The sequence below is a fragment of the Streptosporangium subroseum genome (genome assembly GCF_900188345.1).
GTDB lineage: Bacteria > Actinomycetota > Actinomycetes > Streptosporangiales > Streptosporangiaceae > Streptosporangium > Streptosporangium subroseum.
This window is the reverse complement of the sequence record NZ_FZOD01000036.1, coordinates 1-14,913: the sequence shown is the minus strand read 5'-3', so window position 1 is coordinate 14,913 and position 14,913 is coordinate 1. Positions and strand designations below refer to the sequence as shown.

The following is a 14,913-nucleotide window of genomic DNA, read 5'->3' as shown; positions in this document are numbered from 1 at the left end:
CCCGGCAGACTCCCCCGATCAGCCTCGTCCGGCCCGGACCCACACCGAAAGTCAGCCGACCCGGACCCGCACCGAAAGTCGGCTGACCCGGACCCACCTGAAAATCGGCCGACCCGGACCCAGCGGAAGTCAGCCGCTCCGGATCCGCACTGAAAATCGACCGGCCCGGACCCGCACCGGAAGTCAGCCGGCCCGGACCCGTACCAAAACACGAGAGGTCATCCGATGGACGTCACGATCAATGTCGCCGGCACCGGCATGGACGGGCAGTTGCACCTGCCCGAGGGCGCTCGCGCCCATCCCGCGGTGCTTCTCTGTCCCGGCCTGACCCGCGACATCGCGGGTCTCGGGTTCATCCGCGACGCGCTCCTGAAGGCCGGCTTCGCCGTTCTGGCCATCCGTTATCGCGGGATGGACCTGCTCGACGACGACCAGGACGTCGCCGCCGCGCTCGACTACCTCGCGGCTCACGAGAGCATCGACGCCGGCCGGATCGCGATGGCCGGTCACTCGCGGGGCTCCATGGTGAGCCTTCGCACCGCCGCGAAGGACGCGCGGGTGAAGGCCATCGGAGCCGTCCACCCGGTCACCGACTTCCTCGGCTATGTCCGGGCGACCCGGGCCTATGCTCCCGTCCGCTTCGACGCCCTGGTCGCACGGTTCGGCGGCGCCGACCCCGACGTCGACCCGACGCCGTACGAGCGTTACGCCGCGATCAACTACGCCGACCGGATCAAGGTCCCGACGCTCCTGATCGCGGGCACGGCCGACATGCACTCGCCCATGCACCACTCGGTCCTGATGCGCGACGCCCTCGTGGAGCACGGCAACGCCGAGACCCGCCTGGAGATCATCGACGGCTCCGGTCACTTCTTCGAGGTCTACTACGGCGACGATTGCCGCGAGGCCACCGCCAAGCTCGTGGTGGAGTGGATCTCCTCCCACGTATGACCGCGGCCGGGGTCCGGAACGGCGTCGCCCCGAGCCTCCACGTGCGATGTTTCGGACCGGCGACGTCCCAATTCTCCACGCACGACGGGGCAGCGGCGCTCCGAGTCCCCACGCGCGGCGGGGCAGTGGCGCCCCGATCATCCACGTACGGCGGAGGCAGAGACGTCCCGAGCCTCCACGTGTAGCGTCCGGAGTGCCCCTGTCACATTTCGTGCTTATCCTGAGGGGGATGCGGACAATGGGGGAGGTGACCCGATGACTCTGCGGATTCACCAGCTCGAATGCTTCATCGCCGTGGCTGAACACGGCCACGTCACGCGTGCCGCGCAGTCACTCTTCGTAACGCAGCCGGCGCTCTCCTCGCAGATCCGCGCACTGGAGGCCGAACTCGGTGTCGCGCTGTTCTCCCGGCACGCCAAGGGCGTCGACCTGACCCCGGCGGGCGAGGTGTTCCTCCCCCACGTCCGAGCCTCCCTGCTCGAACTTGAGCATGCCGTCGACGCCGCCAGAGCCGCGGCGACGGGCGTCCACTCCGTTGTGCGGGTCGGGCTGATCGTCGGCACCCAGGTCGACGTCATCTCCCGCGTGCTCCGGGCGTTCCGCCAGGTCGCTCCCGGGAGCCGCATCGAGTTCGTCGAGTACACGTTCGACAAGCCCTCGGCCGGCCTGCGAGCCGGCGAGACGGACGTCGCCTTTGTCGTGCTCCCGATGCACGAGGAGGACCTGAGCTTCATGCCGCTCGAACAGCCGGGTGTGGTCGCGACCCTCTTCGACGAGCATCCGCTCAGTAACCGGTCGAGCGTGTCCATCAGCGAAATCCTCGACGAGCCCTGGGTCTCCACGGACACCCCCGACGAGATCTGCCGCGGCTACTGGCTCGCGGCGAGCCACCGCGTGGTGCCACCGGTGGTTCATCATCGGGTGCGAACGATGGACAAGTTCATTCAGCTCGTTGCCGCCGCCGAAGCCGTCGGTATCGCACCCGCGTGGGTCGAGCGCAACTACCAGGGCAGGCCCATCCGGTTCATCCCGGTCATCGACGTGGAGAGCCCCACCGTCGCCCTCGCCTGGCGCGAAGGCGAGGACGCGTCCCCGGCGGTCGTCCACATGCGCGGTGCCGCCCGGGCCGCGCTGGGTTCCTCCGGTGACCTACGGCCCGTACGGCATCAGAGCGCCTGGCCGGCGGCACCGCACACAACGTGACCGAGTTACCCCTCGCACTGAGCTTCCCCGCTACCGGGTTACCCGTGACCAGGCTTCCTCGCGACCGAGTTTCCCGTGATCGGGTTTCCTCGTGACCGGCAACAGCACCCGGCCCCGAAACAACCCGGTCCGGGCTCGGAGACACCCCACTAACCTGGTTCGTTCCCGCGCCGCCACTTCTCCAGGTCCTCCACCAGGCGGGCCTGATTGCCTTCGTCGATCCGGCCGCCCTGGATGTTCACCGAGACGACGCCCTCGAGTGCGAGGAGCGCGGGCCGTACGGTGACCTCGGAGCAGACGGGGCGATAGGTGCACCCCGTGCACATGCCGGTGTACCTCACCTCGACGTTGCCCTGGTCGTCGACGTCGGCGAGCTCGACACCACCGCGGTGGACGAACATCATCCGATCCACGGATCTGACACGACGCTCGACCGCCTCGCGATCGACGCCTTCGCCGCTCATCAGATCCCGCCGATCACCTGGGACGCCGGCTCACCGAGCGCCTTGAGCTCGGCCTTCTTCGCCTCGACGTCGACGTTGAACAGGCGGGCCATGTTGAGGCCGAGGATCTTCTCCTTGTCGGAGTGGGTGATCTGCGGGTAGCCGTAGCCCTGGCGCAGGTCGTCCGGGATCTCCAGGTTGACGAAGTCCTCGAGGAACGGGGCCGGCGCACCCGTCATCGCGGCCTCGGAGCCCCACATCAGCTTGTCGGGGCCGACCTCCATGAGAAGGCGTCCCATCTGCTCCTGCACCTGACGCGGCGCGACCTTGTAGAAGCTCAGGACGCCGGAGAGGGCGAGGTAGACGTTCGGGAACCGCGACGCGATCGAGACGACCTCGTCGAAGTAAGGCAGCGCGAGGTGGTGGATCACGAACTTCAGGTCGGGGAAGTCACGAGCTGGCCTCTGGAGGTCGACCGGTCGCAGGACGTCGACGTCCCACATGCCGAACGGCAGGCCCTTGTGGAACTGGAGCACGTCAATGCCCAGGTTCATCGCCTGCTCGTAGAGCGGGTAGGCGAGCTCCCGGTCGTCACAGCGCCACGACTTGTCGATGTGACCGTTGTAGAACTTGAACGAGCGGGCGCCCAGCTCCTCCTTCTGGCGGATCATCTCGATCTTCGCTCCGTGCAGACCGTGGTGGATCGGGTCCACGCCGCCCGAGAGCAGCACCCTTTCCGGGTACGCCGAGGCGAAGGCGTGCTGCGCCTCGATGGAGGAGAACGAGTCCTGGAACCAGTCCCACACCGGGACGGCGCAGGCCATCGCCATGTCGACCGGCGACTGGACGAACTCCATCTCGTACATCTGCTCGGTCGTGAACTTCGTCTCCCAGTCGAAGTCACCGGCGAACTCGCCCATCTGCGGCTGATACTTCATGGAGTCCATGGCGATGCGCCAGCCGTACATCATCGGCTCCATCTCCCGCAGTTCCTTACGCTGGTTCGCGGGTGAGAAGTCGTAAACGTGACAGACGCAGTCGAAGACAAACGTGTCGCCGATCATGGGGACTCCCTTTTCGTGCTGAGGCGAATCGCCTCATGGAACAGGCTGCTCCTCCCAACGTAGGAGTCCGGGGATCGGGGCATCCAATACTGTTTCCGCGCGGTCCGACTGACTTTTGTTATGGCTCAGGTCACACCGGATCGACCACCCTGCTCATGATCCAGGCGTGCTTGCCGACCTGCCGGCCGCGTTCTCTTCCCTGCTCGCGAGTTTGACGCGCGCAACCGTTCGCCGCTTGACCGGTCGATCACCGTTGTGAGCCCGGCGTCGGGAAACGTGGTCAGAAGCCCGCAGCGGAGTTCCTCGTCGATGGGCGCGACGTGTCCGGCCCCCCGGCTGCGGCTCCATGTCAGACCACGGCAGCGTGTACGGCTTCCATGTCAGGCTCGGCGGCGTGTCCGGTCTCCGGCTGCGACTTCCATGTCAGGCCTCGGCAGCCGCCGCGGCGAGGAGCCGGGCGAGCTCGACCGGCTTGCTGACCATGGGCCAATGGCCCGAGTCGATGTCGACGAGGTCAAGGTGCTTGGCCTTGGCGAGTTCGGGCACGTCACCCGCGTCGATCCACTCCTTGGCCTGGGCAGGTGTGAACTCGGGGCACACGAGCACGACCGGAACGTCGAAGCGTCGCTCGTCCACCAGACGCACCACACCCTTGGCCACCCCCTCGGGGACGGGGATCGCGGCAGACGCGATGGTTCGCCTGGCCTCCTCGTCGAGGTCGGCGGAGTCCGGCCCCTCGAACGGGCCCCAGCCGGGGAAGGGCATGACGCCGTCCTTCAGCTCGAAGAGGTCGGCGTAGGAGTCCCCGTCGGCGGACGGGAAGCCGCCGATGAGGACGACTTTCGCGACCCGCTCCGGTCGCGCGTCGACGGCCAGCCAAGCCAGGGTGCAGGCGGCGGAATGCCCTACCACCATGAGCTTTCCGGACGCCGAGTCCACGGCGGCGAGCACCGCTGCCCTCTGGTCGTCGAGCGTGGCGGACGCCGATCCGTCACCCTGGCCCGGGAGGGTGAGCGGCACGGGGCGGTGGCCGAGTGGCTCAAGTGCGGACACGACGTCGTCCCATGCGGATCCGTCGAGCCACAGGCCGACAATGAGCAGGATGTCCATAATCAGTTCTCTTTCTCTAGTACGGTCAGATCACGTTCGGCATAGAGCCGGTGCTCCCATTCCTCATTGAGGACGACGCGGAGGCATTCCTCGAAGGGGAAGTCCTCCTCCTGGGGCCATCCCGGCTCGGTGCGAGTCACCTCGGAGGCGAGTTGCTCGTCGGTGAGCGACTCCATGACGCGGCGGACCATCGCCTGGCGTTCGCGTCGGACCGTGAGCACCTCGTCGAGCGAGGGTCGTGCCTCGCGGTCCCACGGGATGCCGTCCCACCCGGGCGCCGCGTCCCACGGCAGATCCAGCCGGTGCCACGGCGAGACGTTGCCGAGGATCATCCGGCCCACCCAGGCGGCACCGGCGAAGTTGAGGTGCCGCAGAGTCTGGATGAAGGACCACTCGTCGTCGACGCTGCGGTGGAGCGCCGCTTCGGGGAGCGCCCTCGCACGCGCGACGGTGCCCTCCCACAATCGCTCCAGGATCGCCCACGCCTCACGGAACCCGTCGCTGTCGTCGGGGCGCATCTTCGCCCGCTCGGGCATGCGACGGTTCAGTTCGGCGTCGACGAGCGGTGCGATGTCGACGCCGTTCACGACGACGTTCTGCAGCGCGCCGCTGATCTCGACGTCGATCAGCTCGACGTCGCGCATGCGGCTCCCGTTGAACAGGGCGCTGCGGATCTGCGCCCCGGTGAGGTCGACTGCGCGCATCTCGGCGTCGTTGAGATACACCTTGGTGAAGGTGGCACCCCGGAGACTCACGCGCTCGAAGTGTGCTCCGGTGAGGTCCTGCTCGCGGAACTCTGTCATGGGCATCACGCTAGGACCAGTTCCGGACGATCTGCTTCCGGTTTATTTTGTGACCGTCTAGTCTGCTCGTGTGCCGACCGATCTCAGTCCCACCGCACGAGCTCTGCGTGCCCTCGAGATCCTCCAGATCCGCCCCGGCACGACGGCCGACGAACTCGCCGAGAGACTGGGTGTCACGGAGCGGGCCGCGCGCCGATACGTCGGGATCCTCAGGGAGGCCGGCGTCCCCGTCGAGTCGACCCGGGGCCCCCATGGCGGATACCGGCTTCGACGAGGGACGAAGCTGCCTCCGGTCGTCTTCACAGAGGCCGAGGCACTCGGTCTGGTCATGGCGGTGCTCGACGGCCAGCCGACGGCCGCCGACGTCGACGATCTCGTCGGTTCCGCCCTGGGCAAGGTCATCCAGGCACTTCCCGAGACCGTCGGCCGACAAGCGGCGGCGCTGCGAGAGCACGCGTCAGCCGCGCCCGATCGATACTCGGCCCCTCCGGATCCCGCCATCACCAGCGCGCTCGTCGCCGCCGTCGCGGCCCGGCGTCGCGTGCTGATCACGTATCGGAACGAGTCCGGCAACGAGTGGGAGGCCGAGGTGGATCCCTGGGCGGTCGTCACCCGCTACGGCCGCTGGTACCTCCTGTGCCACTCCCATCGCGCGGACGCGATCCGCACCTACCGGGTCGACCGGGTCCGCGCGGTCCAGCAGACCACGCACAGGTTCGAGCTGCCCGACGGCCTCGACCCGGTGGCGGCGCTGGAGGAGCACCTGGGCGTCGGGTGGGAGTTCTCCACGCGCGTTGTGTTCGACGCTCCGCCGGCTGAGGTGGCCCCGTGGATCCATCCCCCCATGGGGCGGCTCGAACCATCGGGAGACGGGTGCGTGCTCGTCGGCAGCACGAACAATCCGGCGATGTACGCGCAGGAATGGCTGGCGACCGTGCCGTTCGCCTTCCGCGTCGACGGCGGCCAGGAGCTCCGCGCCGCGGTCGCGACGGTCGCGACGCGTTTCACCGCCGCCCTGGCGGCCCCGGCGTCGAACGACTCGGGGCACACAGATAAGGAAGCCTGACAGACGCCGGCCCATGGCGTCACGACAGAACGACCATGCGCGACCCGGTGGACAACGGTCCGCATGGAGGTATGCCGGCTCAATTCGCCTAGGGCAGCTCGCGGCGTACCAGAGCCTGGGCGAACGGCTCCCCAGCGGTCCGGGCGTGCGCCATCCGCGCGCGTACCTCGCTGAGCGTGCGTGGGCGGTAGCCGGGGCCGCCGCAACAACTCTTGTGGAAGCGAACACCCGCGTGCAACAGCACCGAGAGCGTTCGCCAGCCTGCGACGTCCCTCCGACGTGGTGCCGCGAAGGCGGAACCGACGTGGATCAGCGGCTCGGCACAACGCGGGCAGGACCGGTCGTCGTGGCCGGAGCCGGGGTAGGGCTGCTTGTACGAGGCTCGGCAAGGCAGGCAGACGTAGGAGGTCTTCGCATGGGCCATACGTCCAGGGTAGGCCCACGCGAAGACCAAGGTCGATGGGGTTTCCGACCTACCTGGCAAGATCCATAAGACAGGCTATCGGCTTCCAGGAGGACCCCGGGTCCGGCGGTTCGGCGTCCCATGTCTCCAGGCGGAGGGGTGTGGTGTAGTGGAGGGCCTCCGACTCCTCGTCGCAGAACTCCAGGTAGTCGGTGCCACCGTAGAAACCGAGTTTGCCGTAGTGCACATGGATCTCGTCGTCGAGGTGGCGGAGCAGGCGGGCCGATGGTGTCCTTCGCGTCATCGGGGTGTCCGGAGGCAGCATGCCCTACGGCACCGACAGAACTCCGCCCGCTGTGTGACCGATGATCCGGCGCCCCGAACCTCAGAGAGGGTCGGCGACGGGCTACCGGATCTTGGCCAGATCGATCATGTAAAGGTCGTCCCCGAGCGTGTAACTGAGGAGCCTGCCGGTCGGATCCTCGGACGGCCCGCTGATGGAAGAGCCATCCCCCCGAATGCCCAGATCACCCGATTTGCCGGTGTTCAGGTCGTACAGTCCCACACCCTCGAACTTCTCATCGCCGTACGCCGAGACGTAGAAGCGGTCCTGGGTCGGCGGGGTCGAACCGTCCACCCTGGCGGGCACCATCTTCTGCGAGGAGCCGTCCCGGTGCCGGAAGAAGGTCTGGAATTCCGAGGTGGCGCCCAGGCAGATGGTCACACCACAGGATCGGATCACCTCGCCGGGGTGGGTGACGACCGTTCTGGTCTCGCCGGTCTCCACGTTCAGGATCCGGGCGAACACGGTGCCGTGGGGCTCGCCTCCCCGCCCCGGCGTACCGATCCACGGCCAGGCCAGCAGATGCATCCCGGCTCCTCCCTCGACCGGTTCCACCGTGCCGCCCTCCAGGGGGACGGCGAAGACTCCGCCCGTGTAGAGCGAGAAAACAATCTTGCCGTTGGCCACGGTGAGCGAGTCGATCCCGCTGCCGTCCCCCTCTTTGATGCTCTGGTCGGCGACGAGCTTCGCCGTCCCACCGGCCACCGGCACGGCCCAGAGGTGTGCGATGCGATCCTTCGTCCCGGTCCACCACGCCACGTGTCCGTTGCCCACGGCGAAACCGTTGGCGAAACTCAACGTGCCCTTGAGCGACGGCAGGTCGGCGATCTTGCGTCGCGAGTTGTCGGCGAGATCGTAGGCGTAGACGGCGGTCGGCTGGTCGAATCCCGCCGGAGCCGTCACGAGCAGCGTACGGTCGTCGATGAACGTCTCCGGTCGCCACGACGCCCCGTCGGGCCCCTTCGCCGGGACCTTTCGCACCGCCTCCGGCCAGACCTTCTCCACGCGCTCGGCCGGCCTCGCGGAGCGCGTCCCCGAAGCGGTCACGACTGTCATGGTGTCGCCACCGGGCATCACGGCGACGGCCCCGCCCGCGACCAGCACGACCGCCGCGGCGGCCAGCGCCACCCGGGCCCGCCGCCTCCTGCGCCGGTGGATCCGCTCGAGTCGCTCAGGCAGCAGGGCGGGCAGCCGGGGCGCCTGCCCTGCGGCCTGGCCGAACGTCCTGCGGAGAGTCTCCTCAACCTCGGTCATCGTACGTTCCCCCTGGTCATCGGCTTGGTCGGGACGGCGTTACGGAGTTTGCCGAGCGCGCGGGCGGCCTGGCTGCGTACCGTGCCGCGTGAGATTCCGAGTACGGCGGCGATCTCGGCGTCGTCAAGTTGCTCGTAGTAGCGCAGCACCAGCACCGCGCGCTGCTTGCGCGGCAGGCCGGCCAGCGCCTGCCATATTCTTCGCTCGTCGCCGCTGGGCAGCGGGTCGTGGTGCTCGCGCTCCGGCAGGTCCCAGGCAAGCTGCTCGCGCCTGCGTAACCGCCAGGTGGCGATGTGCAGCCTGGCCATCGTGGTACGCACGTAACTCTCCGGGTTTCCCTTCGAGTGCAATCGATGCCAGGCGCCGCGCAGCTTCAGCAGCGCCTCCTGGACCAGGTCGGCCGCGTCATGCGGATTACCGGCCAGCATGTAGCCGTAGCGCAGCAGCGCGTCGCCGCGCTCGGCGACGAACTCCGCGAAACGGGGATCAGCTTCCAACAGCCCTTGCCTTTCGTCGTTCCCTCACCTCTGAGAGGAGCCGGGGCCGGAAACTGTTGCACGGGGGTCCCCGTGCGGAGTTCGATCGGTGGTGGACGCGGCCTTGCCAGGTGATCTTCATGAGCTGCAGGATGTCTATCCCGTGACCTAGACCAACCGTGGATGGTGCCATGCGGAGCGCTCCCGTTACTCCCGGTGAAGACCCGTCCGCCAGGCGGTCTTTCTGGCGCAGGGCAGGGTGCGGCTGCCTGGTGGTGGCACTTCTTCCGGTGATCGGGCTGTTTCTTCTCTTCATGGTCCCCATCTGGGTCAACGACGCGAAGCTCAACGCTCTGATCGATCGGTTCGAGAGCTATCCCCAGCCGCCCAAGACGTACGGGACCGAGAGCGGCGCGGAGGGCTCTATCGCGCTCCGCGGCAACGGCAACCACTGCGACTACCGTGTTCGGCTGACACTGAGTACGGAGCTGTCCGTCGACGAGCTCACCGACTATTACGATCGGGCAGACATCGCAGGCGTCGATGCCGGCCAGCCGAGCGTCACGGTGTGGACCCAGCCGTCGGAGCTCGGGGCCTCCGGCATCCGCATGGTGATCGTGGAGCTCAATGACGGCACCGACGCGGGCCTGGACATCCGCTGTCACTGAGCTGCTGAGGCACGCCGCATGAACCCGGTCGGGACAACTTCAGCGTGATGCGTTGTGCGACATTGGGCCACGCAGACGCATATGGGTGGACGGGGAGACGATGAGTACAGAAGATCGAATCGAACGGGCCAGGCTGGCTTGCCAACGGGCCGTCTTCGTTGGCGATGTCGATGCGCTGGACGCAGCGGAGCGGGAGTTGAACATGGTCGAGGCCGATCTCGCCGTAGCACGCGGCCGGATCATGCAGGCTCGTTCTCATGAGCAGCGAACCGAGAACCCCGACGAACTGGCCTTGTTCCAGCGCGCCACCGAGCTCTATCAGGGGCTCGGCGACGTACGAGGCGAAGGCGAGGCGCTGTTCTGGGCCGGCACCTACCACCAGATGTCCGTGCGGGACAACAACACCGCGGTTCCCCTTCTCGAACGGTCATATGAACTTGCAGCGCAGGTCGGCGACAAGCTCACGATGTCGTACGCGCTTCGGCATCTGGGATACGCGGACCACATCGCCGGCCGGCTGGACGCTGCGCGTGAGCGTTTGGAGGAGTCGACGCGGCTTCGACGAGAGATCGGGCTCTTGCCCGGTGTTGCCGCGAACCTGGTCGGGCTGGCCTACGTCGCAGCCGCACAGGGCCGCCGTGATCACGCCTTGGCGCTGATCGACGAGGCGGGCTCGATCGCCGACGCCGACGGCGCCCGGGCCATCATGCGCCAGGTTGAGGAGGCGAGAGCGCAACTGTAGACAGAAGCCTCCACGGTTTCAGGACATTGCCCACACCAGCGCCAAGGCCTCGTCAAGGCGTTGTTTCTCGGCCTGACTCAGCGTCGGGTTGGCGACCCGTATTGCCAGAGCCCTTTCAAGATCGATCGCATGGTCGACCTCACTGAGCAGGGAACCCAGGATCGTGCGGGCCATAGGCGCCTCGGCCCGCGGGCCCACCGCGACCTCCGCCAGGATCAGAGCGGATATCCCCCAGTCCAGCGCGGGCGGGCCCTCCTTGGCGTTGGCCCAGTCGATCACTACCGGCCCCTCGGGCGTGAGCATCACGTTCTCCGGATGCAGGTCGAGGTGGAGGACACGATCCGTCGGAGCGGCCGAGACCCACGGTGGGAGAGCGTGCAGACGACGCAGCAGCCCCGCGAGGACCGCACCGGCTTCCTCCGGCGTGATCATGCCCTGCTGGAGTGCCTCGACCATGGTCGGGCCGGACAACCGCTCCATGATCAGGTCCCCGTCCACGGTCGGTCCGACACGCGGCGCCGGATAACCCTGGCTGAAGACGTAGGACATCACGGCCACCTCGGCGGACGCGTCACCGCCGTCCCGATATCGGCGCAGCACCCATGCGTCGTCGATCGCGAACACATCCGCGGTACGGCCAGAGCCGAGCAGGGGACCGGTTTGCATGCCAGCAGCATCACGCACGGCGACATGAACGGCAAACCGCCTCCATGGTGATGCGCGCCCTTCCGCGCTGACCGCTCACCGCGACACCACCTGACCAGGAAAAAGCATTGTCGCCCACAGGACCCCTTCGTTTTTACGGAGGTCACCTGGGGAAACTCCTCAAGATCTACTCCACGACCACTGGCCGAGAGCCGCTCACGGTGACCTAAGGTCAGGCAACCGGCGGCTCGTCCGGGCAGGCCGGACCCGTGTCCTCACCTCTGGAGACAGGTTGTCAATGCGTCTACATTCAGGCGAGATCGAGGCCGTTGACTGGCGGGTGGTGACCGTGCTCGACGCCGTCCGGCAGCTGCGTGATGCCTCACCCGACGTCACCGGGCGTCCGCGGGTGATCGCGATAGACGGCCGGGGCGGCGCCGGCAAGACGACCCTGGCCGAGCGGCTGCGCAAGGTGGTGCCCAACTCCGCCATCGTGCACACCGACGACATCGCCTGGAACCACGCCTACTTCGACTGGGGCGCCGTGCTCGTCGAGAGCATCCTGCACCCCCTGCACCGGGGTGAGGCGGTGGATTTCCGCCCTGATGCCTGGATCACCCACGACCGGCCCGGATCGATCACCGTCCCCGCCGGTGCCGGCTTCGTCTGGGTCGAGGGCACCGGCGTCATCCGCGAGGAGCTTGCCCCGTGGTTGGACGCCTCGGTGTGGATGCAGGGTGACCTCGATGAGCAGGAGCGCTTGCTGGCCGTCCGCGACGGCGACTCCCCCGAGCAACTGGAACACGTGGCGAACTGGCTGCTGGAGGAACTGCCGTTCATGGTGCGAGAACAGCCGTGGGCCCGAGCCACCATGATCGTCGCCGGCCCTCCGCAGATCGACCACGACCCGGACACCGAGTTGGTCGTCGCCCCGCCGACCAGCCCATAGGGCGGCCGACCCACCCGCAGAACACGGGGTCCCGGCCGGGATTTGCATCCTGACCTGGGCCTTTGAGATCAAAAAACCCAGGGATGTTGATGGGTTTGAGCACCACCATGCGTGGGCTTGCGAACAGATGAGGAGATCGCTTGGTGCGACTGATGATTTATGGTCACGCTTACTCGGCTGCCGAGCAGGGGTGGCTGGAAGTCCTCGACATGCCTGTATGGCTTCCATATGACCACCAACGCAAAGGCCAGGAGGAGCGCGAGGCTCTGGGTCAGCACGAGTTCCCTGCGGCGATGCTTCCACGCCAGTGCGGCGGTCAACGCCAGAATCACGACCACGGCTGCCAGCGATGTGTACGCAACGGTGCTACGGACCTGCATCTCCGCCAGCCACTCGGCATGGGTCGGGTCTCTTCCGGCACACAAGACGCTGTCCCCGTCGCAGAGCACTCCCCGGCGCCGCACACGTCCTAAGATCCAATCAACCGCAGCAAAAAGCGCTCCGTCCCCGAGCAAGACGGCGACTGCGGTCATGATCCGTATGAGTACGGGGCTCGCCTTCGCCTGCTGGTCGGTCACGCGTGGATCGTACGAGAATCTGACCGGCCGCGTTCTATGAGTTGATTTTTTCCAAGCAGTAAGTCCAAGCAGTAACGACGTGGCCGCATGAGTGAGCACCGGCCCTGCACCCTGGCCTCGGCCTCGATCGACTCACTGGGAACGGCTGACCGTCGATGTCTCCCGGTCAAAGGTCAACGTCCACTGGACGGACAGCGGGAGCACACACGAAGAACGCGAGCCCAAGCATCGTGGTCGTGACGACGTGCGCCCGGTCCCGATCCCACCCGAACTCGGCAAGATCCTTCGGCAACACATCGACGAGTACGGGACCGGGGAAGACGGGCGTCTGTTCCGTACCGGGTCTCCATCTGATCTCCCTGCCCAGACCAGTTTCGGGCGGCTATGGTGCGCCGTACCTGATTTGATCTAGATCGCAGGAGCGTGCGGCGATGAACGTGAGGGAGCCCGACTGGGCGTACGTGGCCAGATCCCTTCTCAAGGTCGTGGCCATCGCCGCGGCGCTGTTCCTGGCCCTCAGCGCGGTCGAGCGAGTCCTGTGGCTGTTCATCGATTTCGACGACGAGCGGACGGCCCAGGTGTACGGCACGGCCGCCCGCGTCGCGAACCCGGACAAGCGATTATTTTATGGTTACAGCGATGGCGGGGGACTGCTGGGGACGACCTACACACTGTGGGGGGAGCCGCGCCGGGCCAGTCCCGGCGAGGACGGGACGGGGTACAAAATCGTGGAGAACCGGTTCGGCACCGTCCGGGCCCCCTCCCTCGACGGGCCGTCCGGCAGCCTGGATGACGCGATCACTTTCGTGGAGGAGGACCTCGGCGTCGACAAGGAAGTGACGGAAAGGGCCCGGAAGACCATCGACGGGCTCCCCCAGACGCTCAACGCCGTCGCGGTCGTGGAGTTCGCGCACTCGATGACCACCGAGCGGCTCGTCGCCTTCAATCGAAGGCACCGACTCTGCGGAGGGGAGGACGTCTCCTACATCTACGCCCCGTCTCCCTACTACGACGACTCCAGCGGCGATCCCCCGCTGAACGCGGTCGTCTGGAACCGCAACATGACCGAAGAGTACATTCAGCCGGATCTCCCCTATCAGTGCGAGACCGAGCCCGAGGCGGCGCTGGCGGAGTTCCGCAGGTGGGTCGGGTTGCTTGACGAGGAGGACGACCTCAGCGAGTTCGAACTGAACTACGCGTGGCTCACCGATGCGGCCAAAGCGGGCGTCGTGCACGGGCTCGTCGTCGACCGCTGGAAACTCGCCGACCTGCGCAAGCTCCTCGACGACCCCGAGGTGCGGACGGTTCACCTCGCCGACGTCGCCTTCGACCTCGGCGAGATCGGGTAGCGGCCTTCGGCGGACCCAACGACGCGGATGCGAGCCCCAGCGTCCGCGCTGCGCAGGGCGATACACGACCTGGCCGCTGCATGCCCGGTGGGCCTGATCGACGCGTTCACCCGCGCCAACCTGCCGGCCTTCGCCGATCAGGAGTTCCGGGGCGCGGGCGGCAGGATCCACACGCTGTTCAAGCGCCACCGGCGCCGTCCGCTCCCATCCTGCGGCCAAAGATCCGTCAACCGCGTCCATGCCCACATCCGCGCGATCGATGAGCGTGCCGTCGCGGTCCTGAGGGCAGGGAGGCACCGGTCCGGCTCCGTTGCTACCTCCGTCGCGCTACCGCGATCATCGAGCCATTCTCGTTCTGCAGGCGATCGAGGCCGATCACGACTCGGGATGAAGAAGCCTCAGCTTTCCAGGGCTGGCTCCCGTTCGCGAGCTGCCCGAAAAGCCTGGCGCGACCTGGGAAACACGGCCAAGATCATTGCACGCATATTGGTGGAGTGGTGACTTGCGGCTGCTCGGGGCTGCGTTTGGCTGCATGTCCCGGAAAAGCAAAAGAGCCCCTTGCGGGGCTCTGAGCTGGGAAAAGCTGGTGTGGCAGGTGCAGGACTTGAACCTGCGTAGGCTGAGCCGACGGTTTTACAGGCCATGCCAGTTCCCGCCGTGACATGGCTCCTGACCTGCGGCGCGACACCTCTTCACTGCTCTCGCCACCATGATCATTGCACGCATATTGCACGTCACGGCAGGTGAGGCCGAAGGTCCAACCAGCGATCAATCTGAGTTCTTACCGGCCCTGTCGCCAGTCGATCCGCGATCAACCCCATCGGGCCGAGGAGGTTCTTACACATGCGCAGGGCCAGGATCTCGTG

At 67.0% G+C, this 14,913-nt stretch carries 17 protein-coding genes; 7 read left to right on the top strand and 10 right to left on the bottom strand.

Annotated elements, in window-relative coordinates; translation table 11 throughout:
• Nucleotides 1–225: 225 nt before the first annotated feature.
• Together CHC08_RS29275 and CHC08_RS29270 are read left to right on the top strand one after the other, a co-directional pair.
• Nucleotides 226–951: an alpha/beta hydrolase family protein gene (locus CHC08_RS29275; RefSeq protein ID WP_089210606.1), complete on the top strand. Its 726-nt coding sequence runs from the start codon at nucleotides 226–228 to the stop codon at nucleotides 949–951.
• Between the two features lie 255 nt (nucleotides 952–1,206).
• Nucleotides 1,207–2,154: a LysR family transcriptional regulator gene (locus CHC08_RS29270; RefSeq protein WP_089210605.1), complete on the top strand. Its 948-nt coding sequence runs from the start codon at nucleotides 1,207–1,209 to the stop codon at nucleotides 2,152–2,154.
• Between the two features lie 149 nt (nucleotides 2,155–2,303).
• Here the strand turns inward: CHC08_RS29270 and CHC08_RS29265 are convergent, their stop codons facing one another.
• The 4 genes from CHC08_RS29265 to CHC08_RS29250 form a co-directional block, all read right to left on the bottom strand.
• A complete protein-coding gene (locus tag CHC08_RS29265) occupies nucleotides 2,304–2,618 on the bottom strand; it encodes a NifU family protein (RefSeq protein WP_089210604.1) in 315 nt (104 codons plus the stop codon).
• Nucleotides 2,618–3,661 (bottom strand): amidohydrolase family protein, encoded by a 1,044-nt coding sequence (locus tag CHC08_RS29260; protein ID WP_089210603.1) that lies wholly within the window; start codon nucleotides 3,659–3,661, stop codon nucleotides 2,618–2,620. Before CHC08_RS29260 ends, CHC08_RS29265 begins: the two co-directional genes overlap by 1 nt.
• Nucleotides 3,662–4,084: 423 nt before the next feature.
• Nucleotides 4,085–4,771, bottom strand: a complete 687-nt coding sequence (locus CHC08_RS29255; protein WP_089210602.1) for an alpha/beta fold hydrolase — start codon at nucleotides 4,769–4,771, stop codon at nucleotides 4,085–4,087.
• A 2-nt stretch (nucleotides 4,772–4,773) separates the two neighbouring features.
• Entirely contained in the window at nucleotides 4,774–5,574 is an 801-nt protein-coding gene (locus tag CHC08_RS29250; protein WP_089210601.1) for a DinB family protein, read from the bottom strand.
• A gap of 70 nt (nucleotides 5,575–5,644) precedes the next feature.
• Between CHC08_RS29250 and CHC08_RS29245 the strand changes: the two genes are divergently transcribed.
• Entirely contained in the window at nucleotides 5,645–6,640 is a 996-nt protein-coding gene (locus CHC08_RS29245; RefSeq protein ID WP_089210600.1) for a helix-turn-helix transcriptional regulator, read from the top strand.
• 88 nt (nucleotides 6,641–6,728) lie between these two features.
• On the opposite strand, the gene CHC08_RS29240 is transcribed toward CHC08_RS29245, so the two are convergent.
• The 4 genes from CHC08_RS29240 to CHC08_RS29225 form a co-directional block, all read right to left on the bottom strand.
• A complete protein-coding gene (locus CHC08_RS29240; RefSeq protein WP_089210599.1) occupies nucleotides 6,729–7,064 on the bottom strand; it encodes a deoxyxylulose-5-phosphate synthase in 336 nt (111 codons plus the stop codon).
• Nucleotides 7,065–7,113: 49 nt separating this feature from the next.
• A complete protein-coding gene (locus tag CHC08_RS29235; RefSeq protein WP_143653384.1) occupies nucleotides 7,114–7,347 on the bottom strand; it encodes a hypothetical protein in 234 nt (77 codons plus the stop codon).
• 102 nt (nucleotides 7,348–7,449) lie between these two features.
• Nucleotides 7,450–8,640: a hypothetical protein gene (locus tag CHC08_RS29230; RefSeq protein WP_089210597.1), complete on the bottom strand. Its 1,191-nt coding sequence runs from the start codon at nucleotides 8,638–8,640 to the stop codon at nucleotides 7,450–7,452.
• Nucleotides 8,637–9,137: a SigE family RNA polymerase sigma factor gene (locus CHC08_RS29225; RefSeq protein WP_089210596.1), complete on the bottom strand. Its 501-nt coding sequence runs from the start codon at nucleotides 9,135–9,137 to the stop codon at nucleotides 8,637–8,639. The genes CHC08_RS29230 and CHC08_RS29225 overlap by 4 nt, the downstream gene beginning before the upstream one ends.
• A 251-nt stretch (nucleotides 9,138–9,388) precedes the next feature.
• Here CHC08_RS29225 and CHC08_RS29220 point away from each other — a divergent pair, with 251 nt between their 5' ends.
• Together CHC08_RS29220 and CHC08_RS29215 are read left to right on the top strand one after the other, a co-directional pair.
• A complete protein-coding gene (locus CHC08_RS29220; protein WP_089210595.1) occupies nucleotides 9,389–9,784 on the top strand; it encodes a hypothetical protein in 396 nt (131 codons plus the stop codon).
• A 100-nt stretch (nucleotides 9,785–9,884) separates the two neighbouring features.
• Complete coding sequence (locus CHC08_RS29215; protein WP_089210594.1) at nucleotides 9,885–10,526, top strand: hypothetical protein; 642 nt, start codon at nucleotides 9,885–9,887, stop codon at nucleotides 10,524–10,526.
• An 18-nt stretch (nucleotides 10,527–10,544) separates the two neighbouring features.
• Here CHC08_RS29215 and CHC08_RS29210 read toward each other — a convergent pair whose 3' ends face one another.
• Nucleotides 10,545–11,192, bottom strand: coding sequence for a phosphotransferase (locus CHC08_RS29210; protein WP_089210593.1), 648 nt, complete (start codon nucleotides 11,190–11,192; stop codon nucleotides 10,545–10,547).
• Between the two features lie 277 nt (nucleotides 11,193–11,469).
• On the opposite strand from CHC08_RS29210, the gene CHC08_RS29205 reads away from it, so the two are divergent.
• On the top strand, nucleotides 11,470–12,120 hold the full coding sequence (locus CHC08_RS29205) for a uridine kinase family protein (RefSeq protein ID WP_089210592.1): 651 nt from the start codon (nucleotides 11,470–11,472) through the stop codon (nucleotides 12,118–12,120).
• A 68-nt stretch (nucleotides 12,121–12,188) separates the two neighbouring features.
• On the opposite strand, the gene CHC08_RS29200 is transcribed toward CHC08_RS29205, so the two are convergent.
• Nucleotides 12,189–12,698, bottom strand: coding sequence for a hypothetical protein (locus CHC08_RS29200; protein ID WP_089210591.1), 510 nt, complete (start codon nucleotides 12,696–12,698; stop codon nucleotides 12,189–12,191).
• A 431-nt stretch (nucleotides 12,699–13,129) separates the two neighbouring features.
• On the opposite strand from CHC08_RS29200, the gene CHC08_RS29190 reads away from it, so the two are divergent.
• A complete protein-coding gene (locus tag CHC08_RS29190) occupies nucleotides 13,130–14,047 on the top strand; it encodes a hypothetical protein (RefSeq protein ID WP_089210590.1) in 918 nt (305 codons plus the stop codon).
• Nucleotides 14,048–14,913 lie beyond the last annotated feature (866 nt).

Excerpts from the sequence above, each read along its gene's own strand:
- CHC08_RS29255 (WP_089210602.1), bottom strand. The coding sequence starts at position 4,771 with ATGGACATCCTGCTCATTGTCGGCCTGTGGCTCGACGGATCCGCATGG.
- CHC08_RS29235 (WP_143653384.1), bottom strand. The coding sequence starts at position 7,347 with ATGACGCGAAGGACACCATCGGCCCGCCTGCTCCGCCACCTCGACGAC.
- CHC08_RS29250 (WP_089210601.1), bottom strand. The coding sequence starts at position 5,574 with ATGACAGAGTTCCGCGAGCAGGACCTCACCGGAGCACACTTCGAGCGC.
- CHC08_RS29265 (WP_089210604.1), bottom strand. The coding sequence starts at position 2,618 with ATGAGCGGCGAAGGCGTCGATCGCGAGGCGGTCGAGCGTCGTGTCAGA.
- CHC08_RS29275 (WP_089210606.1), top strand. The coding sequence starts at position 226 with ATGGACGTCACGATCAATGTCGCCGGCACCGGCATGGACGGGCAGTTG.
- CHC08_RS29210 (WP_089210593.1), bottom strand. The coding sequence starts at position 11,192 with ATGCAAACCGGTCCCCTGCTCGGCTCTGGCCGTACCGCGGATGTGTTC.
- CHC08_RS29240 (WP_089210599.1), bottom strand. The coding sequence starts at position 7,064 with ATGGCCCATGCGAAGACCTCCTACGTCTGCCTGCCTTGCCGAGCCTCG.
- CHC08_RS29215 (WP_089210594.1), top strand. The coding sequence starts at position 9,885 with ATGAGTACAGAAGATCGAATCGAACGGGCCAGGCTGGCTTGCCAACGG.
- CHC08_RS29270 (WP_089210605.1), top strand. The coding sequence starts at position 1,207 with ATGACTCTGCGGATTCACCAGCTCGAATGCTTCATCGCCGTGGCTGAA.
- CHC08_RS29260 (WP_089210603.1), bottom strand. The coding sequence starts at position 3,661 with ATGATCGGCGACACGTTTGTCTTCGACTGCGTCTGTCACGTTTACGAC.
- CHC08_RS29190 (WP_089210590.1), top strand. The coding sequence starts at position 13,130 with ATGAACGTGAGGGAGCCCGACTGGGCGTACGTGGCCAGATCCCTTCTC.
- CHC08_RS29230 (WP_089210597.1), bottom strand. The coding sequence starts at position 8,640 with ATGACCGAGGTTGAGGAGACTCTCCGCAGGACGTTCGGCCAGGCCGCA.
- CHC08_RS29205 (WP_089210592.1), top strand. The coding sequence starts at position 11,470 with ATGCGTCTACATTCAGGCGAGATCGAGGCCGTTGACTGGCGGGTGGTG.